Consider the following 24,054-nt stretch of genomic DNA (forward strand, 5'->3'; position numbering starts at 1 on the left):
ACCCCGCACGCCTGATAGCACGACACCATCCACAGGCTTTCCCGGAGTTATCCCCGTGCCGTCTGCGGCACGGGCCGGAAGGTCAGCAGCTCCATGCCGTTGTCCGGCATCCGCTCGATGCCCAGGACGTAGCCGGGCAGCGATTGCCGCGCGACCAGCGCGCGCAGGTCGCAGGCGAAGTCGTAGGGCTTGGCGGTGCTGCCGGATTTCTGGTGCAGGTAGCGAAAGTCGAACTGCCAGCCGTATGCCTGCTTGCCGCCGTGCTTGCGCACCAGGCGGTACAGCCACCGCTCGATTCCTCCAGTGAGCCGGAAGTACGCCGGGTCGATGGTCAGCACCAGGGCGGCGTCGAGCACGCCCGCATAGAACCAGTCCGGCAGGATCAGCTCGATGCACAGCGGCGTGCCGCTGGCATCGGCCAGTTCCTTCCATTCGTTGATCCACGAGAAGCGATGCAAGCGCCTTCCAGTGGTTTCTCGGATGGACGTGGCCACCGTGGTCGATTGCAGCCGGTCGAGCGCGGCCTTGAGGCGCTGGTAGTCGCGCAGCGACTTGCCGCGTCCAATGAAGCGCAGGATCTCGTAGGGCGTGGCGCGCATCAGCCGCGACGGGCGCAGGCCCGCGTCCTTCGCCTCCACGATCTGCGAAGCTGCCCATATCAGCACGTCCGCATCCCAAATCGTGGCGATGCCGTGCTCCTGCGTGCCCTCCACGCGGATAGTCACGTTGCCCGCGCGGAAGTCGATGGGCTTGACCCGCTTGGACTTGGCGAGCGAGAAGAACGGATAGGCCATCAAATCCTGGCTGTCGCGCGGTGCCATGTCGCCGGGCAAGGCGCGGAACAGGTCGAGCTGTTCGCGCTCCTGCAACGGCCGCTGCCGCATGGGCAGCGCGGTGCTGGACATGGCGATGGCCTGCCGCGCGCCGCCGATCAGCGCGCACGGCTGTCGGCCGAGTGGTGCTCGGCATATTCGGGATCGGAAGTCGTCTCGAAGCTGCGGTCGGCGGCCCAGGCATCGAGGTCGGCCACGGCGTACATGACACGCCGGCCGAACTTGCGAAAGCGCGGGCCACCGCCGATCACACGCTGCTTTTCCAGCGTGCGCGGCGACAGGCGCAGGTACTCGGCGGCTTCGTCGTTGGTGAGATAACGCTGCGGCTGCGCGGCAGCAGTCGAGACAGTGGCGGCAGGCCGCAAGGGAGCGGGACGCATGATGTGAACCTCCATCGGTTGAAAACGCCCGGCCACACAGCGCGACCGGATGGAGGCAGTCTCAGAAAACCAAGCTGTCCTGCTCAGGGCCGTTTTGCGTCGTCCTCAAAACGACCCTTCTCAAGCGGCGGAAGCTGTGCTAGGCGGCGATAGCCGCCGCGCATCAGCGCGTCGCCGCGCCGTACCAGGCGGCGCACCTTGGAGCGCAGGCCGCCGTCGCTGTACCAATCGGCCACGGCGTCGGCACCGAACAACCCTTCGCCCACATCGCGCAAGGACGCGCCCGCAAGAATCGCGTCGAGCGCCTGCAAGGTGTGCAGCTCCAGCAGCGCGGCGGATGTGGGCCGGGGTTTGACGACAGCGAGGCCCACGCTGGACGGCTGGTTGCGCGCAGCCGCGACAGCGCTGCCGCGGTGGGCATAGGCGACAGCCATGCCGTCTTCCAGGCCGGGCGCGAGCGCGAAGCGCAGGCAATGGCCTGGGCTGCGTGCGATCAGCGCCAGCCCTTTGCCGTCGTGGAGCAGGTGCTTGTGGCCAGGGATACGCCAGAACGCGAAGGCGGTGGCGTCCTCCGGCGGATCGGCGTCGGGGTAGAGCTGCACCACGGCCGCATGACCAGGCAGCCAAGCGGGATGCGCGTCACGCGCATCCAAGGCCGGGTCTTCCAGCAGGCGCAAGCCCCAGCGATGCGCTGCTTCAGGCCGGCGATGACGGCGCAGCCAGTCGAGCCGGTAGTCGGGATGCCTGCGCAGATATTCCCAAGCGAGCGAGAGCGCATCCAGCCACAAAACATAGAGGTATGCCGCAGTTGGATACCAATGCGCGAAGTGATGAAGATTGACCATGACGCCTCCTCCTGCGAACAGGACTCGCCGCCACGGAAGAACTACGCGCTACATCGCCCTCGTCGGAACGTCATGGGTTAGAAAGGTGGATGGGGCTGTCAAGACTGATTGGCTCCGATGCGTTGCGGTATTCGTCTCAATGCTGCGGCGGCAGCGCCCGAAAGGGGGCACTGCACAAGTCAGCCTGCCGCAGCCCGCGCCAGGCATCCTGTCTATTTGGGTCAGACTGGTGGGGCTACGCCGCAAGAATGTGGATTGAGACTTACCCGGTATGACACCAGACTGAAAAAGTCACAGTAGGACGTATTCAGTCCGGGATCGCTCCGTCGCGCTCGGCCAGCCGGGTGTATTCCGACAACGTGCGTGTGGGACGGAAGTAGAGGTCGCGCATCACGGGCTGCTGGTGCGGCCCGACGATGCCGGCCAGATCGGACAGCTTGACGGTGCCCTGGGCCGGCATCCCGATCCCCAAGTCGATGAGGCCCCAGGCGGTGTCGCCATCGGCTGGGTCGAGCGCAGCCAGCAGCCAGGTCACGTGCGCGTCCGGCGTGAACAGCCGCACCACGGGCACCGGGTCGATGGCTCGGCCAGCGGCACGGGCCTCGCCGTTGGCGAGCAGTTGCGCGCGCTCCGGGGCGGTGGCGAGTGGCAGGGGCATGGTCGGCAATCCCACAAATCCAATGATGCACGAATGCGGTTGCACGCCAAAGCGCAGAGCCGCGAAACCGGATTTGCGCCTTGGTGCGCAAGCACCGATGCGCTTGCGTGGCTTTGCCGGAATCCGCCGATGCAGATTTCCGTAAAGACACAAACACTGATAACAACGCCAAATGAACACTATAGATTGTAGTCCTATAGGGCGCAATGGGATGTCATCTTGGTTTTTCAAGGGAAACCATAGGTGGCGGCTGGGAACTCATTGGCGAAGGCGTTGAAGACAGTTAGAAAGGCGCGTGGCTTGAGTCAGGAAGCCTTCTCTGACGTGTCCAGTCGCACCTATATGAGCACCCTCGAACGCGACCTCAAAAGCCCGACCCTGCATAAGCTGGCCGAGCTGTGCGAGGTGATGGACATCCACCCGCTCACGCTGCTGACGCTGGCCTATGCGGGCGACAGCCCGCACAAGGCCGACGAGCTGCTGGTGCAGGTGCGCCGGGAGCTGGAGGCGGTGTTGAAGGAACGCGACGCGGCGAAGCCGCGCGCGTGACGTGGTGATGTGCTGCGAACAAGCAGCACAGCGCCCCGCCGCGATGGGCGGGGCGCTGCGGCGGTCACGCCGCCTGGGGCTTGGTGCGCGACCAGATCAGGTCGTGCGTGCCGTCCTCGCCTTCGATCAGGCGGGCATAGATCGGAGCCGGGAACGAAGGATCGTCGAGGGTCACGGACTTGTATTCCCGCCCGGCCTCGCTGGTCTTGTTCCACGCCGCGCCGATGTCGTGGCCTGCGGCCTGGAGACGGAAGTCGGGGGCGTTCTCGCTGCTGCCCTTGTCGTTGGGAAGCAGCTTGACCTTGACGTTGAGCGTCAGGGTGCGAAGCGTGCCGGTGAAGCCGTCTTTGTCTGCGGTGAAGGTGCCGATGTTGGCCATGATGTTTGCTCCTTTCGGTTGAACAAGGTTCGCGCCCATCGCGTCCTTGTTGTGATCCGGCCGGCGGGGGACGGGCTGGCTGCACCGCTTGCGGTCGAAACGCAGTGGAGAGCCGGGAGGCGAAAAGAATTTGCTGCGCGAGGAAGCCGCCGAACGCAGTGACGAAGGCGGGGAAATTGTTTTCGCCGGACGGTTGCAGCCATGAAGCCCGAGGCGCAGCCGCGCCACCGCCAGGATTCACAACGAGACAAGGACGCCTTGGGCCGGACCGCTCCGAAAGGAGATGGGGCCGGCTCGGCATCCCCGCACGAAGGCTTCTCCGGCTCGCCCACTGACGCGGGCCAGGTCAACCACCCGACGACAGGCGAGAACGCCCCCGCCGCACCTTGCGGCGCCGCTCTTGAGGCGTGGCGTGGAAGCTCCATAGCGATGCCGGGCGGGTTGTCCGTGAACCGTCCTTCGTGACGTGATGGGCAGGAACCGCCAGCGTTGAGGACGGCACGCACCTGCACAACCTGCCGCAGCGAGCGCCAGCGTGTTCGCCAGCGCCCCGCCCATCGCGGCGGGGCGCTGGCCGGGCCGATCCGGCGCAGCCGGTTCGGCGTCATCGAGGGGCGCCAAGCATCGCGCGGCGGGGATAGCCCGCAGGACTTTCCCCTGGAGGCAAGCGAAGCACGCAGCGCCGCAGGCGCGAAGGCGTGAGGGATTGAAGCCGAATGGCCGTGACGGCAAAGGCGGCACGGGGCGCAGCCCGAAAGCCCGGCGGCGCAGTGCGCCGACACGCCCAGGCCGTTCTATATTTTCAGGAAGCAATCGAAGACAAGCCCATGACCCTCCAGCTCCGACACGAAACCCCGGACGACATTGCCGCCATCGAGGCCGTGACCATCGCCGCGTTCGCTGATGCACCACACACCAGCCACACCGAGCAATTCATCGTGCGCGCCTTGCGTGCCGCCAACGAACTGACGCTTTCCATCGTGGCCGAAGAACATGGGCGCGTCGTCGGTCACGTCGCGCTGTCGCCAGTAACAATCACCCATGAGCACGGGCGAAAGACCGAGGGCTGGTATAGGTTGGGGCCGATCTCCGTCCTGCCGCCAAGGCAGGGGCAAGGCATCGGTTCGCGCCTGATGGAACAGGCGCTGTCTGAACTGCGGGCTATGCAGGCCGCAGGCTGCGTGCTGCTGGGCGATCCAACGTACTACACGCGCTTTGGCTTCCAGGCCCATGCGGGCTTGCAACTGCCGGGCGTGCCGCCCGGCTATTTCATGGCGCTGGCCCTGCATGGGACAGTGCCGGAAGGCATCGCGCACTACAGCGATGCCTTCAACGCCGCCGCCTGAGCCAGCGCGAAGGCGGCGGCGTTCTGATTCGGCTATTGGCCTTGAACACCGGGCGCGGCCACTGTCGCACCCGGATTTCGCGTCCACCGCGCCCAGGGCGGAACGGCCTGGGCGCGGTGCTGATCGCGGTTATTCCTTCGTCTCGATGCGCCACCACACAAAGCGAAGCGCCCCGGTCGAGGCCGGGGCGCTTGCCTTCGGCGCGGGTCAAGCGGCCAGTGCCTCGGTGGGTTCATCCGCCATTGCCTCGGTATCCTCCGAGGCGTCCTGCTCCGGGCCTTCTTCCTGCGCGGTCTCCTGCGGGCCTTCGGCCTTGAAGATGGCGGGCATCCAGCCGGTGCCATCGGCCAGCCGCTCGGCCTCGCTGGCAATGTCGGCCTTCTTGAGCTTCGCCAGCCGGGTGATGGATTCCGGTGCAAACGCGCTCACGGCATCCAGAAGCACAGCCTTGGGAACGTGCTTGAAGTAGCCTTCTGCGGTCGGCTTCCACCATGCGGCCATGTCGAGGCCCACGGCCTGCGCCAGTTCCTTGCCGGGCTGGTGCGGCGTGGCACGGGGCGTCACCACGTCCACCGTGGAAGCCACGCACACGGCCAGCAGCCGCACCAGTTCGTCTTGCGACTTCGCCAGCAGCGCGGCAAACAGTTCGGCGCTGTCCTCCGGCAAGGCTTCCCCGGCTACCTGTTGCAGTTCGCGCAGCGCCACGGCGGCGGGCGATTCTGGCCAGTCCGGGGCCATGCCTTCCAGCCGGTCTTGCAGTTTCAGGCTCACGCCCAGCGGCAAATCGTGCCCGTAGTGGTTTTCCTGCAAGACGGTCTGCACCATGCCATGCACCAGCGCGGCCAGCGCGACGTGCGGATGCCGGGCGACTTCGATTTGCAGCGCCGCCGTGCGGTGGGCGCTCAACCGCTGCGCCAGCCGGTCGGACAGGCTCGCGGCCTTGGGCGCGTCGTCGGCGTCCTCGTGCTCGTCGTTAGCGGCTTCGCCTTCGGTACTGCCGAAACCGCGCCGCAGCTTTTCCAGCGTGCGCAGCGCCTTCGCCTCGGCTTCGCGCAGCAGGCCGCGATGAATGACGGGCTCGCCGTTGCGGTCGATGGTGACGATGGCACCGGCCACCTCGCGCACCTCGGGGGCATAGCCTTGTAAGGCGTCCTCCGCGTCTTGCAGTTCCCCGATCACCTGATCGCGCCGCTGTTCCAGTTTCTCGGCCTTGGCCTCGTCCTCGGCGTCGCAAGCGTCCTCCAGTTCGGCGTCGATCTTTTCGAGGCGGGTTTCCAGCGAGGCCATGCGGCGGGCCTCGCGGGTGGTCGGCTCGCGGCGATGGCGCGGGGCGTTCTGGAAAGCCTGCCGTTCCTCGTAGGCCAGATGCGGCACGGCCTCCACCCATGCCCAGCCCTCGGCGCGCACGTCCTCGGCCAGCGTTTCCAGCTTGTCGCGCACCAGCGTTTCCAGCACTGCGGTATCGGTGAGGTAGGTTCCGGCATCGCCTTCTGCGAACAGGTCGCGGCGGATGCCGCCGCCTGCCTGCCGATAGGTGTCCAGCCCGACGAAGCGCACCAGCGCGTGCGTGGCGTCGATTTCACGCTCGGTCAGGCGCTCGCGCAGCGCGGACGGGCTGCGCTGCCATTCCGGCGCACCGTAGAACGCGGCCTCCTGCGCGGCATGGTCGTCGGTGATGGTCAAGGCCATCAACTGTTCCAGCGTCACGCCACCGGCGCGATAGTCGGCCATGAGGCGCGGCGAGACGTTCGCCAGCTTCAAGCGGCGCTGCACCACCAGCGGGGACACGCCGAAGTCGGCGGCAATGTCCTCGATGGGGCGTCCTTCCTTGACCAGCGCGGCGAAGGCCGCGAACTGGTCGGCGGGGTGCATGTTCTCGCGCTGCACGTTCTCCGCGAGGCTGACGGTGCGGGCCGAAGCATCGGCCACCAGCAGGCACGGCACTTCGTAGTCGGCGGGGATGCGCTTCTTCTTCGCCAGCAGCTTCAAGGCGGTCAGGCGGCGGTCGCCTGCGACGACTTCGTATTGCTCCCCATCGGCGGACAGGATGACGATCAGGTTTTGCAGCAGGCCGATGCGGGCAATGCTCGCGGCCAGTTCGGGGATGGACTGGCGCGGGGTCGTGCGGACGTTGCGCTTGGAGCGGCGCGGCAGCAACTGCGAGAGGGGAACCAAGATCAGGTTCTTGGTCGGGTCGGCCACTTCCAGCGGTGCGGCGGCTTCGATGGCGACGGCTTCGGTTTTGAGTACGGCGTTCATGGTGATTTCTCCTAGCGGTTGGGATGCAGCAGCGAGATAAGCGGCAAGGGCTGCTGCCTGCCCCTGCCGCGTGGGGATTCAGGCTTTCAACTGGCGCAGGCCATCGGCCAGCAGCCACAGGGCGCGATTCAGGCGCACGCTTTGGTCGATGCCCTGCACGGGCCGGGTGGTCTGGCGGCGGCCATTCGCGGCGCGGGCGGACAGGCCGCCTTTGGTCAAGTTCTCCTGCGTGCGGTTGAACACGCTCCACAGGTCGCGGCGGTCGTCGTCATGGCGGCGCGGCATCAGGATTTGCGATTCCGTGATGGGCGCTGGCTTGTCCTCGTCGTACTTCAACGCCAGCGCAGCGCGGGCGAACACTTCCGATTCCCCGGCGTCGAGCGTGATGGCGCGCATGGCATCGCGCGATTCCTGCACCCGGTCGAAGCCGTGCAGGACTTCGTAAGCGCCTTCGATGACGTGCCCGGCTACGTCGCCCTTGTGCGGCACGCGCACGTCGGCCACGGTGTCGCCGCAGACAAGGCCATTGCTGCAAACGAAGCGGAACATCCCGGCCAGCATCTGATAGCTGCTGGTGCCGTCATGGGAGTTCAGCAGGATGATTTCGTTGGCCTCGCGGCCGTTGATCTGGCTGGCGTGGCGCAGCCGGATCATGTGCTTGGTGTAGTCGCGGCGGTCGTCGTGGCGCACGCGGGTTTGCGTCACCATGAAAGGCTCGAAACCTTCTCCGCGCAGTTCTTGCAGGACGGTCGCGGTGGGGATGTAGCTGTATCGCTCGGAACGGCTTTCGTGCGGGGCGTCGGCGAAGATGGACGGGGCCACCCTGCGGATTTGGTCATCGGACAGTGGGTAATCGCTGCGCAGTGCCGGGGAGCGGGAAGCGAAACGGGATGCGAGTTGCATGGTCTTTCTCCTGACAAAAAGAGGTTTGCTGTTCACACCGCACACCGGATTCCTAGATTCGGAAGCCCAGCCTTTTGGCTGTTCGGTGCGGTCGGCACGAGGAACCCGGTTGGCCCTGTTGCCACCGTCTTTCCTGAGTTCATCGCCCGCGACGGTCAGGAGCGCGCGGACGGGGGCCGTCAAGGAGTCAAGCGCAGGGTTGGTGCGGCCCGCAGGCGCAGCCGAGGACACGGCCCTGCGCGCCTTGACGGCCCCCGGCCGCGGGCTACAGTCGCGGTGAAGGTGATGAAGTCAGGGGAGACGGCTGGACATGGCAACGGCCCCTCAACACGCCGACCGCACGGCAAGCGAAGCGCGCAGGCCCGGATCTAGGAATCCGGGCCGGAGGCGTCAGCCGAGCGGAGCGAGGGAACGATGGAAGCCCGCAGGGGCGAGACGCCGCAGGCGGCTCGATGCACAAGCTCATGCGCCAGTCATTGGGAAACAGGTTCGACAGCGATTGCCGTGGTCTGGCCGATCCGGCGCAGCCGGTTCGGCGGTCTTTGAGGGGCGCCAAGCATCGCGCGGCGGGGATAGCCCGCAGGGCTTTCCCCTGGAGGCAAGCGAAGCGCGCAGCGCACCAGGCGCGAAGGTATCGGCAACGGGCGCAGCAGAAAAAAAGGTGCGCCGCCCCCGCAGGGACGACGCACCGAAGGCTGTACGGCGCGATCAGTTCGCCGCCGGCGCCGTCATCGACTGCAACTGGTCGATCACGCCGGGCTCAACGAACACGCAAGCCTGCTCGGCCGCGATCGGCACGTTGAACACCTGAGCGAACAACGTGCGCCGCAGATGAGCCAGCCGGCCCGTCCGGTACGCCTGCTCGGGCTTCATGCGCCCGCCGGCCTGCGAGCCGCTGCGCTGCGGATCGCATTCGACCAGTGCGACAAAGCCATCGTCGGACAGCTTCTGATGCTCGGGGCACAGGCCCCAGCCGGTTGCCGTATGGCGCTCCATGCTCGCGCGCAGGCGCTTGTCCAACAGGATGGCGCCGGTATCGAACGCTGTGCCGCAGACCAAGCAAACGTGCTGTTCGAGGGAAACGTGTGATTTGTCGTGCATGACTGTTCTCCGGTTGCACGGGCGGAATTGCCCGGAACCGTCGCCAGCACGGCGCAGCGCAGCAGTCAGGGGTCGAAGACGGCCACGGGCCGCAAGCGTGCTGGCACGCGCCGCCCTTGACGGCGAGCACGCCGTGATACGGTGAAGGGACACAGCAAGACCGCCCCCAACCCGACACCACCACACCTGTTTTTGGCAAGTGCGTAGCACGCGCAGGCCCGCGAGGGCCGGAGTTGCGCCGCCGGGCGCAGCAAAAAGGGGGCCGAAGCCCCCAAAGGTCAAAGCAGGCCGCGTTCGGCGAATGACGTGGTACGGCTTCCAGCGATAATGATGTGATCCAGCGTGCGAACGTCCACCAGCGCCAGCGCCTGCCGAAGCTGCGAGGTCATCGCCTTGTCGGCCGCGCTCGGCTCGGGGCTTCCGCTCGGATGGTTGTGCGAAACGATGACCGCCGCTGCATTGAGCCGCAGCGCCTGCTTCACCACCTCGCGCGGATGCACCTCGGCGGCGTCGATCGTGCCGTGGAACATCTCCACGTAGTCGATCAACCGATGGCGCGTGTCGAGGAACAACACCGCGAAGACTTCGTGCTCGAAGCCGGCCAGCTTGGCGCGCAGGTAGTCCTTCACCGCCTCCGGCGAAGTGAACGCCTCGCCGCGCTGCATCTTCTGTTCGATGACCTGGCGCGCGGCCTCCAGAATCTGGTCGGCGTCCGCCGGCCGATAGCGCCCACGGCCATCGCGCACCATCAGCGGAGTATCGAGAGAGAGGGAAAGTTGCGACATGATCGTGCTCCGGTTGCTCGGGCGGAATTGCCCGGAACCGGCGCCAGCACGGCGCAGCGCAAGCAGTCAGGGGTCGCAGACGGCCGCCAGGTCGCAAGCGCGCATGGCGCGCGCCGCCCTTGACGGCGAGAACGCCGTGATACGGTGAAGGGAACAGCAAGACCGCCCACACCCGCCCACTGCACACAGTCGGCTTTTGGCAAGCGGAGCGCGCAGGCCCGGATCAGCGAGCCGGGCCGGAGGCGTCAGTGATGGAAGCCCGCATGGGGAGAGACTCGCGCAGCGAGGCTCGATGCGCAGCACGACAGCGCGACGGCGGCACGCCGGGACGCCCGACTTCTTCGGACAGGACTACTGGTTGTCGGTCTTGCGCTGCTCGATCTGCAACTGCGCCCGTTGCGTTGCCTGTTGCAGCCGCTCCACCAGCACACCCCTCGGCGGCAAGGCAGTCAGATACTCGGCGACGTGGATGCCCGACTTGTCCAGCTCCAGCAATTCGATCTGCTCGCGCTTTTTGCCGGTGCAAAGGATGATCCCCAGCGGCGAGGCCTCCTCCGGCTCCCGTTCGTGCTTGTCCAGCCAGCGAAGGTAAAGCTCCATCTGTCCCTTGAAAGCCGCCTTGAACTCGTCGACCTTCAACTCCACTGCCACCAGCCGCCGCAGCTTGCGGTTGTAAAACAGCAGGTCGAGGTGAAAATCCTCGCCGTCAATTTGGATGCGCTTCTGCCGGGCCACGAAGCTGAAACCCGCGCCCAGCTCCAACAAGAACGACTCCATTTCGCGGATGATCGCCGCCTCCAAGTCGCCTTCCTGCCAAGTGTCCCGCAGCCCCAGGAAGTCGAGGATGTACGGGTCGCGCATGACTAGGGCGGGCGACATGCGCTGCGCATCGCGCATCTTCGCCAACTCCTGTGCGATCGTCTCGCCCGGCTTTTGGGACAGCGCCGTGCGTTCGTACAGCATCGAGTCGATGCGCTCACGCAGCGTCCGCACGCTCCAGCGTTCGGCGCTCGCCATCTGCGCGTAATAGTCCCGCTGGAGCGGGTCTTTCAGCGGGATCAGGGCGATGAAGTGCGTCCAGCTCAATTCTCGTATCAGTGATACGAGAATCTGCTCGTCGGGAAAGGTGGCTGCGAACTGCACCATGCGGCGCAGGTTCTGCTCGGCAAAGCTGTTGCCGTACTCCTTCACCAACTGCGCCGCCAGGGTAGGCAGGACTTCCTTGCCATAAGCGCCCCGGCGCCCGTCCAAGACCTGCGTGCGGATGCGCTGGCCGATGCGCCAGTAGAGCATCGTCAGCTCGCTATTCACCGTCGAGGCGGCGCGCTTGCGCGCCGCCTCGATCAGTGCCCGAATGTCGCCCAGCAGCGCCGAAGGCGCTGCGGACGACGCTGCGGACGACGCTGCGGATGACCGGCGCGTGTTCATGCTGCCGCCTCCGCAAGCTGGCGCGCGCCCGTGATGGCCTGGCGCCGGCTGGCCACCAGCTCGGCCGCATCGCGCACCGGCTTGTCCTCGGTGTGGACGTAGTGCATGAACATCGCCACAGTCTTGTGGCCCGTTAACTTCATGCCCACTTTGGTCGGCACGCCGGAATTGGCTATGTCGGTGGTCGAGCGATGGCGGATGCCGTGCGTGCCGACGTGCGGGACGCCGGCGGCCTTGAGCACCCGGCACCAGCCGCCATAGTGCTCGCCAAAGGTCAGGTGCTTGGTCGAGTCGTTGGGCGATGGCAGGACATAGGGGCAGCCCTCCCGGCGCGGCGCCGTCGAAAGCAGCCGATAGGCTTCCTCGCTCATGGGCTTGGAAATGCCGCCGACCTTGCTGTCGGGCCACACCACGCGCCGGTTCTCGAAGTCCAGCCAGCTCCATTCGAGCGGGCAGATTTCGGAGCGCCGGGCGGCAAACTCGAATTGCAGCCGGATCGCCAGCGGGATGACGTAGTTCTCCAGCCCTTCCGCCTCCAGCTTCTCCAGATGACGGAAGATCCGCACCATTTCCTCGTCCACGATGAGCCGGGTTTCCTTGCCCGGCGGGTACATCGGGACGTGGCGGCACGGATTCGTGCCGTCCGGGCGGTAGCCCCACACTTCGGCCAGGTTGAACATCTTGCGCAGCACGCCGAAGGTCTTGTTCGCCTCGGTCGGCTTGTAGGCCAGCTTCTCCATCAGCCCGGCAATGTCGGGCCGCTTCACGTCATGCACCTTCTTGCGGCCCAGCAGCGGGATGATGTTGCGGTCGATGACGCCCTGATAGCCGTCCTGCGTGCTGGGCTTGTTGCGCTTCTTGGAGTAGTCCTCCATGAACTTCTTGCACAACTCGGCCATCGTGGGCGCCTTGCGCGCCTCGGCCTTGGCGCCGCCGGGGTCGCCGCCCCGGCGAACCTCGGCCAGCCAGTCCTGTGCCTTGACTCGTGCCTGTTCGACGGTCAGCTCCCCGTATAGCCCCAGCGAGGGCTTGCGGGGCTGGCCGGAGTTCGTGCGGTACTGGAGCATGAACACCCGGCGGCCCGTCGGGGTAATCTTGCACAGGAAGCCGGGCACCACGGTATCCCGCAGTTCAACATCCTTGGCCTGGGGCTGGGCCGCCTCCACGGCGGTCTTGGTGAGCTTGATCTTTGCCATGATGACTCCTTGGAACGACCCGGATTCCAAGAGCCAGATAGGAGCGGCACGAGGGAAAACCGGGTCAAGTTTCAGAAAGCACCGGCATATGATGGACGCGCGTAAGCTATTGATAAACCTGCTGTATCGAGCTACGGCGCAGTCCAGCGAACTACCGGGCTGGAGTCATCGTGAAACAAAAATAGGGACTTCTACCTATTTGCAGCATGAGTCAAATGCTCGCCAAGCCGCATGGTATAAGGGTTTGAGGGAAATGCGGGCGTCGGAACAGAAACACTGGTTTTTGTTCTAGGAGCCAAATAGGAGCCAGAGTGTTTCGTACTGGATCCTACGTAGTGGTAGTAAGTAGTAGTGAAGTAGGACTGCTTCACAATTTTGCCCGGGTGGTGAAATTGGTAGACGCAGGGGACTCAGACCAAATTTGAGCCCTCCGGAGGAAACTCCAGAGGTGAAGCCCGTCAAACTCGGTGAAGGCCCTGGACATTAAGTCCGAGCTAATGCCGAGCCAAGCCCTGGAGCCGAAAGGCCCCTCGGAAGGTGTAGAGAGCAGACGGCGGGCACCTAAGGTATAGCGGTAACACGCGATGCTATGGTGAAGGCGTGCTCCAGACCACGAACGCCGTTCTTCGGAACGTCGGCGGCGAAAGTCGAAGTGGGAAGAAAATCCCCCGCCGCAAGGCGTGCCGGTTCGATTCCGGCCCCGGGCACCATTCGACCTTCTCAGAAGGTTCCGGAAAATACCAAAACTCGTTGCAAAACAATGAGTTAATGCAAAAACCTGATTCAGAAGATTCCTTCTGATCTCAGAGAATCCCACGCTTGCGTGTACCCCGGGGTGTACCCCAGAATGATTTTTCCGAGTCGTTCTTCCTGGGGGTACACCTTGGGCTTTCTCTCCGACGTAAAAATCAAAGCCACTCTCCTTCGCGACAAGGAATACATGCTCGCGGATGGCGATGGGCTGTACCTGCGCGTACGCGCTACGGGCAAGTCCTGGGTCTACCGCTACAAGCTCGAAGGCAAGACAACGAAACTGGGGCTCGGCCCGTATCCCGCGATATCGCTTGCGGCAGCGCGCCAGAAGGCACAAGCCCAGTTGCAAAAGCGTGCTGAAGGCATCGACCCCAAAGAAGCAAGGCGCGACGAACAGCGTATCCCACAGCCAGATCACCGGGCAGGAGCCACGCCAGCACCGCTACATTGAAGAGGCTACTGGCAAAAAAATCGGCAAAGCTGTGAGTGAACTGCAGCAGCTCTTCAATAAGGCTTAACGACTGCTTGCCAACCAGCGTCTGCGTAAATGCGCGTTGGCTTTGCGTAACCTGCTTGCCACGCCAACTTCGCATCGCCTCGATCGTACGATCGACATAGTCGGCATGCGCCCGGTTGATCCAGTGCCGCAAAGCGATATGCCCGAAACAGCCTGGAATATAGGGCACCAACATGGCCGCGCAATACACATACAGCCAGGATTGGATGGGCAGTCCGGACTGGAAATCTTGCATCAGCCGCGTCAGGAAATAGGTGGCGGACGCGACGATGGACTGTTGCGCGACGATGCAGACGAGCGTGATCCATGCATGGCGATTGATAAAGAGTCTGATGTCAAAAGGCATGGCGGCCCCTGCTGCTTATGGGATAAGGAAAACAGGAACGACTCTAGCGATTCAGGGACCAATTCGGGCGATCGTCGGGTCTTGGGTAATGCCCCTCTCTATGCAGAATTAGGGTTAATACCTGTTTGCTCGGCGACGACCGGTTGTATCGACCTTTCGTATGTCGATTCTTGGTGCATCGTTGTCTAGGTGTATCGACTCCTCGGTGCGCAGGACGTCGGCTGGTGGATCCCCAAAAACCCAACACCCTTGCATACGATGCGCCACGATCCTGGCGCGGCCAGCCGGCCTGCGCCCGCCGGCCGATCACTCGCCGAAACGCTTCACCGGTGCCAACCTGGCCCGGTCCATCGCGCAAGTTTGCCACGCGAACACCCACATCCACACGACCACATTCCCCATGACGCTCATGGTCCCGCCGATCACGGTTCGCCGTTCGACGTCCCACGCAGCGAGCTGGCGTCATAGTAGTCGGCATATACCGACTACTACTAGCAAACGAAAAAACGACACTTTCCTAGTGGTTATCACTAATTGGTGCAATGCATCATTGGACAATAAGATTCGCAGTCGGAAACTACCGACTTTTTGGAAATCAGTCTGGCGGAAGTTACGCCTTGGCCCCTATAAAGAATTCGCTGTGGAAAATGCACTCGCCCGGATGGGCATCGTTGGCAATCTCTTCAAGGTCTATCGAGCGGCAATCGAGTTGGGCGATGTCACCGTATCCCGGATCATCGAGCGTACCGGCCTGCCCAAGGCAACTGTCTACGACGCACTGGACCGCCTGGAGAGCGAAGGACTAATCGCCGAATGGAAAGGGGAAGGACTGCGCCGGATCATCGCCAATGAACCCAGCGTGCTGCTTGAACAAGCCGAAGCGCGCAAGCAAATGCTGGCAGAAGCCATGCCTCAGCTACGCGCGCTCTATTACCGGGCGAGCGGCAAACCCAACATCCGTTTCTATGAAGGTGTCGACGGGGTTAAGACTGCTCTCTGGGACTCCTTGTCCTCCGATTGCCGCGAAGTGCAGGCTGCATTTTCGATGGAAGAAACGCTGGGGGTGCTCGGGTTGGAGAGCATTGACGAATATATGGAAAAGCGAATCAGTCAAAACGTATTCATGCGGGTATTACGTTCGCGCAGCCATGACTGCGCCGACATATGGCAATCCAGTCGCGCCGAGATGCGCGAGCTCCGGTTCACGCCCGATCCGATTGTGCTCTCGATGACTTTCATCATCTATGGCTCACGCGTGGCGCTGATGTCGTCAAAAAAAGAAAGCTACGGCCTGATCATCGAGAGCGAAGAGTATTCGCAAATGATGCGCGCCATGTACGAGGGGATATGGATGCAAAGCGAGTTTTCCCCTTACATCGACTGAGGAAGGTCCATGAAAATCAATGTAGTGATGCAGCGCAATGCGACGGGTCTGATGCTGTTCCTGGTTATCTGGCAAGTGCTATGCGAATTGGAAGTCATCAATCCTGTCATGCTCCCCTCACCTCTGCACGTCATCGAGGCGCTTTGGATCATGTTGCTGGATGGCACCCTGATGACCAACCTTGGCGCCAGCCTGATGCGCGTGGGGGTGGGCTACATGGTCGCGCTTGTGATCGGTCTGGCACTGGGATTTCTCTGTGGCTGGGTACGCAAGGCGTCGGACTTCATCCGACCTGTCGTCGAGGCATTACGCCCGATTCCCCCGCTTGCCTGGGTACCGATTGCCATTCTCTGGTTCGGACTGGGCGACGCATCGGCATACTTTCTGGTCTTCCTTGGATGCGTCTTCCCGATTTTCTTCGGGGCGTTCACGGCCGTGCGCGGCATGGACAAGAATCAGTTGAATGCCGCGCACTGCCTGGGCGCCAGCCAGTGGATGATTCTGCGTGACGTCCTCGTTCCAGCGTCGCTTCCGATCCTGATGCCTAGTTTGCGACTGGCGCTGGGTATTGGATGGATGTGCGTGGTCACGGCAGAACTTATCGCTGCACAGACCGGCCTGGGCTATCTCATCCAGCAATCTCGCATGGTCTTCCAGATTCAGAACGTCGTGGCCGGCATGGCCGCGATCGGGTTCATCGGATTTCTCATGTCAGCAGTATTGGAGCGTGTCGAACGACGGCTCATCGCCTGGGCACCGTCCGAGCGTCCCTGAACCATCCATTCGAGCACATCATGACCCAAGTTCATCTGGAATTATCCGACGTCAGCAAGACGTTCTATTCGCCGCGCGACAACTCGGTTGTGCACGCCCTGAGCAGCGTTTCCCTGAAAATCAAGAAGGGTGAGTTCATATCCCTGCTTGGCCCATCAGGCTGTGGCAAGTCCACGCTGTTGAATATTCTGGCCGGTTTTCAGGCGCCGACCAGCGGCGTGCTATTGCAAAACGGCCGTGAGATCGTGGGGCCGGATCCTTCACGCACCGTCGTGTTTCAGGACTACGCGCTCTTTGGCTGGATGAGCCTGCAAAAAAACGTCGAGTTCGGCATGAAAGCCAAGGGAATCGGCAAAGCCGAGCGCGCGGAAAAAGCCAGGCATCTGTTGGCGCAAGTGCAACTGAGCGGGTTCGAAAACAGATATCCGCACGAAGTATCCGGTGGCATGAAGCAGCGTGCGGCCATCGCACGAGCCCTGGCCCCCGATCCCGAAATTTTGCTGATGGACGAGCCGTTCGGCGCGCTCGATGCACAGACTAGAGTGCTACTTCAAGAAGAAATTGCCCGGCTGTCAACGGACACGGGAAAAACGGTGATCTTCGTCACGCACGGCATCGATGAAGCCGTGTTTCTTGCCGATCGGGTCATTGTGATGAGCCCTCGACCGGGAAGAGTCCGCGAAGAGGTCATTGTGGATCTAGGTCGTCCCAGAACGGCAGACATACGAGGAGGAGACTGGTTTGTTTCTACCGTTAATTCGCTTTGGGAAACCCTGAAGCCAGAATGGCAAAAGGCCGAGGAAATTTGAACCATGGTTAGTCGTCGAGATTTCAATTTTTTGAGTATGGCCAGTATCCTGGCCAGCGGTGTGGCACCGGCATTCGTGCGTGCCGCCCAATCATTGGATGTCGTACGCTTTGGCTGGAGCAATACGGTCATCGTATCTGCACAGACCATGCACGCGTTGAAGAACACGGACATCGCTGAACGCAACGGCATCAAGCTCGAACAGCCACTATTGATGAACAGCCCGGCGGTCAGCGAGGCCATTGCGTCGGGCTCCACCGATATTGGGACCGTCTCCGATTTCAGTGCGGTGACTATGATGGCGGCGGGTGCACCAATTGTTCCCGTTGCCCACCAGTCGAGTTTTCGCTCAGCCGTCATGGTGACCAAGAAATCCGGCATCAAAAGCATGGCGGATCTCAAGGGCAAGCAGGTTTATGGCACGTTTGGCATTACCGCCTATCTCAATGCCCAGGAAGCGGTTCGCAGCGCCGGCCTGACCGTTGGCCGAGATGTGAACTTCATCAATATCAACACGCCCGAGCTGACTGATGCGATTCGTGCGCAGCGCATCGACGCGTTCTTCATGTGGGACCCTTGGCTGGCTCTCTTCGAAGATGCCGGCCTGGCGACCGCGTTGGCCGAGAACACATCGCCGGCCATGGTCCTGCAAGCACACACACGTTTCATCAAAGAAAAGCCTGACGTGTTGCGTCGCCTGTTGAAAGCGCATTCCGAGGCGCTGTTCTATGCAAGCCAGAATCATGCCCAGGCCAACGCCTGGTTCCGATCGCTCGAGCCAGCCAAGAGCATTCCGGAAACTGTCATCGAGCACGCATCGACGTTCGACCCGCAGTGGTCAGCCAAGACGCTTGCCGATATTACGGCGACCATCAGCCCGAAAGCGATCGACAGCATGCAAAGGATGGCGCATTGGGGGGTGGGCGAGAAGCTGTTGCCACGCGTACCGGATGTCAAGGCACTGGTTAACACCGCCATTTCAGGACAGGCGGATCAGGAGACCAAAACGGCCGCTTTCGATCTCTCGTCCGTAAAGATCAAAACCGCATAGCGGCTGCCCGCTACGCTGGCACTCACCGTACCGTCCACCTGACAGGTGCACATCATGGCGAGTGCCAGTTGCGTAACGACTCAAGGAAAAACAATGACTGCACACATGTCCAAACGGGTGGATGCCCTGGCTCAACTTGTAGACTCCAAAGGCCTGCTGACCCCCACCACGATCACAGACTACGAACACTTTGTCGACGAAGAGTGGCTTCCACAAAATGGCGGCCAACTTTGCGCCAAAGCCTGGACCGATCCCGCATTCAAACAGCGGCTGCTTACCGACGGCAAGGCCGCTGCGGCAGAGCTTGGCTTTGCCATGCCCGAGCATCATGGCAGTCTGGTCGTTCTCGAGAATACGCCCACGCTGCACAATGTCATTTGCTGCACACTCTGTTCCTGCACCGCCTTCACGATCATAGGCATGGCGCCGGGCTGGTACAAAGATCTGGACTACCGTGCACGAATCGTACGCGAGGCCAGAACCGTGCTTGGAGAGCTTGGCCTGGCGCTGCCAGACAGCATCGACATCCGGATCTGGGACACCACTGCAGACACGCGCTACATGGTATTGCCATTACGACCCGACCATAGCGAAGATTGGACGCAACAGGCCCTGGCGGCCAGCGTCACGCAGGATGCACTGATCGGGGTCGCCCGTCTGGAAGCGCCCTTCAACACGATTACTGGCGCCCAGGAATAGGAGAGATATCCATGGACGGCATTCACGATCTTGGCGGTCGCCAAGGCTTCGACTCGGTTCACGCAGGCAATACTGAAGCGTTTCACGCATTTTGGGAAAAGAAGATCAACGCCATTAACGGCCGTATGGTGGGATCCCATATCTACAACATGGATGAGTACCGCCACGCCATCGAGCGTATGGATCCGCGCCACTACATCAACGCCTCCTACTACGAGCGCGTATTCACCGCGGTCGCCACATTGCTGGTTGAAAAAGGCGTGATAGAGGCGTCCGAGCTCAACGCATTGGCCGGGGAACAGATCCCGCTGGCTCGCCCCTCGAAATCCGGCCGCATCGCGGAACCTGAACTACCCACGCTCGAAATAGGCGACCGGGTTCGAGTGCGCGAAGATTATGTAGGGGGCCATGTCCGAATGCCTGCATACATACGAGGCAAAATCGGTCGTATTGTCGGGATGTCGCCACTCTATCCCTTTCCCGATGCTGCAGCGCACGGACTATCTTCGCCGCGCCAGTGCACTTTTGACGTGCGCTTCGAAAGCCAGGAGCTCTGGCCCGAGGCGGCCGAAAACGCGCAAGTCCACGTCTCGGTCTTTCACGGCTACCTGGAGCGCGCTCCCGCATGAACATCGACTTGACCGAACTGACGGCCACCCAATTGCTGGCAGGTTACCGTGCGGCCTCCTTCACGCCACCGCAAGTGATCGACGCCTACTGGCGCCGTATACATGCGAGCAACCCGATACTGCACGCTGTATGCAGATTTTTCGAGACACAATCCCGCGATGAGGCAGAGCATGCCTACCTCCTTTGGCAACAGAATAGCGCCCGGCCACTCGAAGGGGTTCCCATCCTTCTGAAGGATCTCTTCGAGATCGCAGGCACGGTGTCGATGGCAGGTTCGCCAAGCCGTGACGGCCTGATCTCGACGCAGTCTTCCACCGTCTATACACGCCTGGAAGCCGCAGGAGCGGTCATTCTGGGTAAGGCCCACACCGTGGAATACGCCTTTGGTAGTTGGGGGACCAACGAGCATCTGGGCACCCCCAAGAACCCTTGGGTAATCAGTGGTCACCATGCCCCCGGCGGCTCAAGCAGTGGGTCGGGTGTCGCCGTAGCGGCACGCATGGCGCCCGTCTCCATCGGAACCGACACCGGTGGATCGGTGAGGGTTCCTGCCGGCTTCAACGGCGTCTTCGGTCTTAAAACAACCATTGGCCGCATTAGCACTCACGGCGTCGTGCCGCTCAGTCCGTCGCTGGACACCCCGGGCATTTTGGCGCGATCAATTAGCGATACCGCTCTCGTGCTGGACGTGTTGCAAGGCGACGATGGCCACGATTGGCGCACCGCTGCACTCGCCCGCATCGATGTTTTTGCAACGATAGATGATGGCGTTGCCGGCATGAAACTGGGTCTGCTGCCTACAGTCGACCGCTCGCTGATCGAGCGCGAAGTATTGGAAAGCTACGATCAGGCAATGCAGACATTCGCGACGCTAGGTGCAGAGCTTGATACGCCACCGTTGCCCAAGCCACTGACCGCCTATGCCGAGAATTCACTTCACATGCACGCCGAGTCGTACGCGTTGTACGGCCATCTCGCTGATGATCCCGGTGTCGCAATGGACACCGGCGTGCGTCAACGCATAAAGGATGGAGACGTTTGCGCCGCACAATACATTCAGCACGGGATCCACATGCGTGCGAACATCAGCGCGTTCGCACAGGCGATGGCCGGATTCGACGCGCTCGTTATTCCAACCACACCAACGACGGCGCCTGCTGTAGAGAACATCGACGACGCGACTACCGCCTCCGTGCTGACGCGCTTCGTCAACCAATTGGAGCTGTGCGCATTGGCCGTACCGTGTGGCTACGACGAAAAGGGCCTGCCTATTTCTCTCCAGATCGTCTGCAAGGGGGGAGAGGAAGCACGGGCACTGCGCATCGGCAAGGCTTTCGAAGCACAGATGCAACCCAAGCTAAGGTGCCCTCCACTATCGCTCGAATGAAGAGGTGCGCGTGTGCATCCGATCAACCCGAGTCGCCCGCACGCGGCTGTACATACTGGGTGATCCAGTCCACGAACGCACGCACCTTGGGCACGCGAAAGCGGCTGGCCGGCCACAGCATCGTCAAAACGCCGGTCTGCTCCATCTCGCCTTCCAGGATGGGCACGAGTGAACCGTCGGCAAGCGCATCGCGCAGCAGAAAATCGGGAAGCAATGCGATCCCGGCGCCAGCGTGCGTGAGGTCGAGCAAGGGATCGATCACGCTCGCCGTCAGGCCGACCGGTGCTTCAAACCCCGGCGCAGATCGGAGCACCCAAGGCAGGATACGACCAGAGGAAAGCTTTTGCCGCAGACAGACATGCTTGGCCAGATCATCGGGCGTTGCCGGTCGTCCATACTTGGCCACATATGCCGGCGCGCCCCGCGCGCCGAACGCGGCACGGCGGCAAAGCCGCTCCGTGCCGCGTTCCCCCCATGTGCAGACTGGCTTTACGGGCCGACAGGTGCCGCACCCTTTTGTCTTGCCTTCCGCCTTTGCCCTTCGCTGTCGCTCCGGGCGTCGGCGGCCCGGCGGTGCTGTGAGCCCGCCGGCGAACGCGCCAATGGCCGCAGGCCGGGCGCGTTCTAGGCAAGACGCCTGCACGTTGGACGGCTGCGCCGGAGACAGCGCGAAGTGCGGTGCGAATGCACACGCACTGTACGCGCGACGACACGGCGGCAGCAGCCGGAACGACATGCCCGATGGCACGATGAGATGCACGGCAGCGTGCAGCGAATCGGCGGCCATCATGGGCGTGTCTCCAGCCAGACCGGATGCGCGACGCCGATCACAGCGGATGCGCTGACCGGCCCGAAGTAGCGGCTATCGAAAGACGCCGGATTGGTCACGCTCAACAGGAACAGTTCGCCAGGCGCAAGACGGCGGCATTGCGGCCAGGATGGCAGCGGCCGACCCAGCCGATCGGCAGGCAGCGCGGCGGCTACCGGCACGCCGTCGATGCGAACCTGCCCGGCGACGATGCAGACGTGTTGCGGCGCGACCGCGCCCACACGTTTGAGCAGCGGAACGTGTGCCGGCAGGTAGCCGCGCTGCGCAGCGAGCACGCCAGCTTCGGCAGGCAATCGGGTCAGGACGATGCTGCCCACGGACAAGGGACGTGGCAGCGAGGCGGCTCGATGGTCGAGCGGCTGCACGCGATACCAGCCGACCGCCACGCTGTCGGATGGGTTGTAGATCAGGCGCGGCAGCGGTTGCACGAATGCCGCCCAGGCCAGCGCAGCGAGGCCGACGGCGGCGAAGCCTGCCAGCACGATGCGAGCGCGCAGGCGCGAGCGAGGATGCGGCGCGGCTTCGGGCGTGCATGCGGTGGTGGAATCAGCGGTCATGGCAGCGCCCTCCCGGCCAGCCAGGCGACGTGCCGTTCGGCGGTGTATTCGGGCAGCGCCAGGCGGGCCGCCAGACGGTTGCCCAGCGTGCGCCAGTACGCGGGCGACACGTCGATGGCGGCGATGCCCAGCGTCTCGATGGCGTCGATGCGTTCCAGCACGGCACGCACCGCGTTTTCGCCTTCGGCGTGCAGCAGCAGGCGTGCGCCCGGCCGCACGCCGGGGATGCGCTGCATGTCGTCCAGCGGCGTGGCGGCTTGCATCACCATGAATTGCCAGCGGATCGTGCCGTAGTCGTTTGCTTCCCAGCGCACGCGGCAGAACATTGCACGCGGCAGGAACACTGCGCAGCGCCGCCAGCGGTCGAGCCGCAGCGTGCGCGCCGGCTCGCCGAAGCGCAGGTAGAGCTTGAATCGCGGTTCGATGTAGGCGAGCGATACGCGAGTCAGCGGCACGCTGCCAGCCTGGCCGGCGAGCGTCGAAAGCGAAGGCGGCGGCGCAGCAGCCGGTGCAGCCGTCGCCGCGTGAGCGGCAGGCAAGGCGGATGCGTTCATGGCAGGTTCTCCGTGCGGTTGTCGGGGAACTCTCGTTCCAGCAAGCCGCGCAGCAACTCGGCCACGGTCACGCCTCGCGTGAAGGCCGACACCTTGATGCGAGCACGCATCGCGGGTGTGATGTCGAGGGTCAGGCGTGCGGTGTAGAGGTCGCCTTTGTTGAGTGCATCGGCATCGCCCTGGCGAATCCACGCCTCGGCGTGCGGATTCGCGGGCGGGCGTGCGCCGATGCCGACGCGCTTGCTGCGCGGGCTGCTCATGTCGGCCACCGCAGCAGTTCATCGGTGAGCACGGCGATCTCGCGTGCGGCGGCGCTGTCGGGCGCGGTTTCGCGGGCGAGCCGGCCAGCGGCCACGCTGTCGGCGAAGACGATGCGCTGGCGCACTTCGCTGTGCAGCGCTGGCAGTGGCTGTTCGGCCAGCGATTGCCGTGCTTCCCTGCCGATGATGGTGGTACTGACGCGCCGGTTGATGACGAAGGCCGCGCGCAGCGCAGGCCGGAACACCTGTGCCTCGCGGATCAGCGCCACCATCTCGGCGCTGGCCCAAAGGTCATACGGGCTGGGCTGCACGGGAATCAGCACGCGCTCGGCCGCCAGCAGCGCGGATCGCGCCAGGGCGGCGATGCGCGGCGGGCCGTCGATGATGATGTGATCGGCGCGGCGGGCCAGCTCCGGCGCTTCCTGATGCAGCGTTTCGCGGGCGAGGCCCACGGCGCTGAACAGCCGTGGCAAGCCCTGCTGGCTTCTGCGCTGCGTCCAGTCCAGCGACGAACCCTGCGGGTCGGCGTCCAGCAGGATGACGTGCAGACCGCGCATCGCCAGCTCGCCGGCGATGTGGGTGGCGAGTGTGGTCTTGCCGACGCCGCCTTTTTGATTGAGAAACGCGAAGATCATGGCGCGGCCCTCCCTGCTGGAAAGCCGGCCTGGCCGTGCCGTTTTGCGGTTGTCCACCGAAACGGCGCGCTTCTACTAAAAGTTAGAGATTTATAGTTAGGTAAGTTAGAGGAGACGCAAACCCGCGCCGTTACTGGCTTTGCGGCGTTTTCGTACTCCTGATAGCACGATAGGCGTACTCCCGATAGCACGATACCCGGTACTCCTG

Annotated in this window: 26 protein-coding genes; 10 read left to right on the plus strand and 16 right to left on the minus strand. The window is 63.3% G+C overall.

Translation table 11 applies throughout. From position 1 onward, the window contains the following. Positions 1–47: 47 nt before the first annotated feature. The 4 genes from A6745_RS22985 to A6745_RS23000 all read right to left on the minus strand — a co-directional run bounded on the left by A6745_RS22985 (position 48) and on the right by A6745_RS23000 (position 2,716). A complete protein-coding gene (locus A6745_RS22985; RefSeq protein WP_066132416.1) occupies positions 48–905 on the minus strand; it encodes a replication initiator protein A in 858 nt (285 codons plus the stop codon). Between the two features lie 26 nt (positions 906–931). Further along, positions 932–1,213: a helix-turn-helix transcriptional regulator gene (locus A6745_RS22990; protein WP_003107109.1), complete on the minus strand. Its 282-nt coding sequence runs from the start codon at positions 1,211–1,213 to the stop codon at positions 932–934. An 83-nt stretch (positions 1,214–1,296) separates the two neighbouring features. After that, entirely contained in the window at positions 1,297–2,058 is a 762-nt protein-coding gene (locus tag A6745_RS22995) for a DUF2285 domain-containing protein (protein WP_021161697.1), read from the minus strand. A gap of 307 nt (positions 2,059–2,365) precedes the next feature. Beyond that, positions 2,366–2,716 (minus strand): DUF2958 domain-containing protein, encoded by a 351-nt coding sequence (locus A6745_RS23000; RefSeq protein ID WP_021161698.1) that lies wholly within the window; start codon positions 2,714–2,716, stop codon positions 2,366–2,368. A gap of 243 nt (positions 2,717–2,959) precedes the next feature. Here A6745_RS23000 and A6745_RS23005 point away from each other — a divergent pair, with 243 nt between their 5' ends. After that, positions 2,960–3,265 carry a helix-turn-helix domain-containing protein gene (locus A6745_RS23005; RefSeq protein ID WP_011516021.1) on the plus strand — a complete coding sequence of 102 codons (306 nt, stop codon included), beginning with the start codon at positions 2,960–2,962 and terminating at the stop codon, positions 3,263–3,265. A 64-nt stretch (positions 3,266–3,329) separates the two neighbouring features. On the opposite strand, the gene A6745_RS23010 is transcribed toward A6745_RS23005, so the two are convergent. Next, positions 3,330–3,644, minus strand: coding sequence for a DUF736 domain-containing protein (locus tag A6745_RS23010; RefSeq protein WP_041240055.1), 315 nt, complete (start codon positions 3,642–3,644; stop codon positions 3,330–3,332). Positions 3,645–4,471: 827 nt separating this feature from the next. Here A6745_RS23010 and A6745_RS23015 point away from each other — a divergent pair. Then, the gene (locus tag A6745_RS23015; RefSeq protein ID WP_011516018.1) at positions 4,472–4,990 is read left to right on the plus strand and encodes a GNAT family N-acetyltransferase; all 519 of its coding nucleotides are present in this window, start codon (positions 4,472–4,474) and stop codon (positions 4,988–4,990) included. A gap of 207 nt (positions 4,991–5,197) precedes the next feature. Here A6745_RS23015 and A6745_RS23020 read toward each other — a convergent pair whose 3' ends face one another. The 6 genes from A6745_RS23020 to A6745_RS23045 form a co-directional block, all read right to left on the minus strand. After that, positions 5,198–7,249, minus strand: coding sequence for a ParB/RepB/Spo0J family partition protein (locus A6745_RS23020; protein WP_066132419.1), 2,052 nt, complete (start codon positions 7,247–7,249; stop codon positions 5,198–5,200). 78 nt (positions 7,250–7,327) lie between these two features. After that, positions 7,328–8,152 (minus strand): DUF932 domain-containing protein, encoded by an 825-nt coding sequence (locus A6745_RS23025; RefSeq protein WP_041240053.1) that lies wholly within the window; start codon positions 8,150–8,152, stop codon positions 7,328–7,330. A gap of 708 nt (positions 8,153–8,860) precedes the next feature. Then, complete coding sequence (locus A6745_RS23030; protein ID WP_011516015.1) at positions 8,861–9,253, minus strand: hypothetical protein; 393 nt, start codon at positions 9,251–9,253, stop codon at positions 8,861–8,863. A 278-nt stretch (positions 9,254–9,531) separates the two neighbouring features. Further along, entirely contained in the window at positions 9,532–10,038 is a 507-nt protein-coding gene (gene radC / locus A6745_RS23035) for a RadC family protein (protein ID WP_021161703.1), read from the minus strand. A gap of 351 nt (positions 10,039–10,389) precedes the next feature. Continuing rightward, a complete protein-coding gene (locus A6745_RS23040) occupies positions 10,390–11,466 on the minus strand; it encodes a PDDEXK nuclease domain-containing protein (protein WP_011516011.1) in 1,077 nt (358 codons plus the stop codon). Next, the gene (locus A6745_RS23045) at positions 11,463–12,662 is read right to left on the minus strand and encodes a tyrosine-type recombinase/integrase (RefSeq protein ID WP_011516010.1); all 1,200 of its coding nucleotides are present in this window, start codon (positions 12,660–12,662) and stop codon (positions 11,463–11,465) included. The genes A6745_RS23040 and A6745_RS23045 overlap by 4 nt, the downstream gene beginning before the upstream one ends. Before the next feature lie 940 nt (positions 12,663–13,602). Here A6745_RS23045 and A6745_RS28355 point away from each other — a divergent pair. The 8 genes from A6745_RS28355 (at position 13,603) to A6745_RS23085 (ending at position 21,011) form a co-directional block, all read left to right on the plus strand. Continuing rightward, entirely contained in the window at positions 13,603–13,866 is a 264-nt protein-coding gene (locus A6745_RS28355) for an Arm DNA-binding domain-containing protein (protein WP_231886085.1), read from the plus strand. Positions 13,867–14,918: 1,052 nt separating this feature from the next. Further along, the gene (locus tag A6745_RS29115) at positions 14,919–15,662 is read left to right on the plus strand and encodes a TrmB family transcriptional regulator (protein ID WP_197488220.1); all 744 of its coding nucleotides are present in this window, start codon (positions 14,919–14,921) and stop codon (positions 15,660–15,662) included. 9 nt (positions 15,663–15,671) lie between these two features. Beyond that, entirely contained in the window at positions 15,672–16,436 is a 765-nt protein-coding gene (locus tag A6745_RS23060) for an ABC transporter permease (RefSeq protein WP_066132431.1), read from the plus strand. A gap of 20 nt (positions 16,437–16,456) precedes the next feature. Further along, positions 16,457–17,245, plus strand: coding sequence for an ABC transporter ATP-binding protein (locus tag A6745_RS23065; protein ID WP_066132434.1), 789 nt, complete (start codon positions 16,457–16,459; stop codon positions 17,243–17,245). Positions 17,246–17,248: 3 nt separating this feature from the next. Further along, positions 17,249–18,295 carry an ABC transporter substrate-binding protein gene (locus tag A6745_RS23070; RefSeq protein WP_066132437.1) on the plus strand — a complete coding sequence of 349 codons (1,047 nt, stop codon included), beginning with the start codon at positions 17,249–17,251 and terminating at the stop codon, positions 18,293–18,295. Between the two features lie 93 nt (positions 18,296–18,388). Next, positions 18,389–18,994, plus strand: coding sequence for a nitrile hydratase subunit alpha (locus A6745_RS23075; protein ID WP_082853248.1), 606 nt, complete (start codon positions 18,389–18,391; stop codon positions 18,992–18,994). An 11-nt stretch (positions 18,995–19,005) separates the two neighbouring features. After that, a complete protein-coding gene (gene nthB / locus A6745_RS23080) occupies positions 19,006–19,623 on the plus strand; it encodes a nitrile hydratase subunit beta (protein WP_066132441.1) in 618 nt (205 codons plus the stop codon). Then, on the plus strand, positions 19,620–21,011 hold the full coding sequence (locus A6745_RS23085) for an amidase (RefSeq protein ID WP_066132444.1): 1,392 nt from the start codon (positions 19,620–19,622) through the stop codon (positions 21,009–21,011). The genes nthB and A6745_RS23085 overlap by 4 nt, the downstream gene beginning before the upstream one ends. A 22-nt stretch (positions 21,012–21,033) precedes the next feature. Here the strand turns inward: A6745_RS23085 and A6745_RS28365 are convergent, their stop codons facing one another. The 5 genes from A6745_RS28365 to parA are packed head-to-tail and all read right to left on the minus strand — an operon-like array spanning position 21,034 to position 23,846. After that, positions 21,034–21,801, minus strand: coding sequence for a LysR substrate-binding domain-containing protein (locus A6745_RS28365; RefSeq protein WP_082853249.1), 768 nt, complete (start codon positions 21,799–21,801; stop codon positions 21,034–21,036). Continuing rightward, positions 21,798–22,397: a S26 family signal peptidase gene (locus A6745_RS23095; protein ID WP_066132450.1), complete on the minus strand. Its 600-nt coding sequence runs from the start codon at positions 22,395–22,397 to the stop codon at positions 21,798–21,800. Before A6745_RS23095 ends, A6745_RS28365 begins: the two co-directional genes overlap by 4 nt. Further along, on the minus strand, positions 22,394–22,951 hold the full coding sequence (locus tag A6745_RS23100) for a DUF2840 domain-containing protein (RefSeq protein WP_066132453.1): 558 nt from the start codon (positions 22,949–22,951) through the stop codon (positions 22,394–22,396). The genes A6745_RS23095 and A6745_RS23100 overlap by 4 nt, the downstream gene beginning before the upstream one ends. Beyond that, positions 22,948–23,211 carry a hypothetical protein gene (locus A6745_RS23105; protein ID WP_043213138.1) on the minus strand — a complete coding sequence of 88 codons (264 nt, stop codon included), beginning with the start codon at positions 23,209–23,211 and terminating at the stop codon, positions 22,948–22,950. The genes A6745_RS23100 and A6745_RS23105 overlap by 4 nt, the downstream gene beginning before the upstream one ends. Next, positions 23,208–23,846: a ParA family partition ATPase gene (gene parA, locus A6745_RS23110; RefSeq protein WP_015476698.1), complete on the minus strand. Its 639-nt coding sequence runs from the start codon at positions 23,844–23,846 to the stop codon at positions 23,208–23,210. The genes A6745_RS23105 and parA overlap by 4 nt, the downstream gene beginning before the upstream one ends. Positions 23,847–24,054: the final 208 nt, after the last annotated feature.

Source organism: Bordetella ansorpii (genome assembly GCF_900078705.1).
GTDB lineage: Bacteria > Pseudomonadota > Gammaproteobacteria > Burkholderiales > Burkholderiaceae_B > Bordetella > Bordetella ansorpii_A.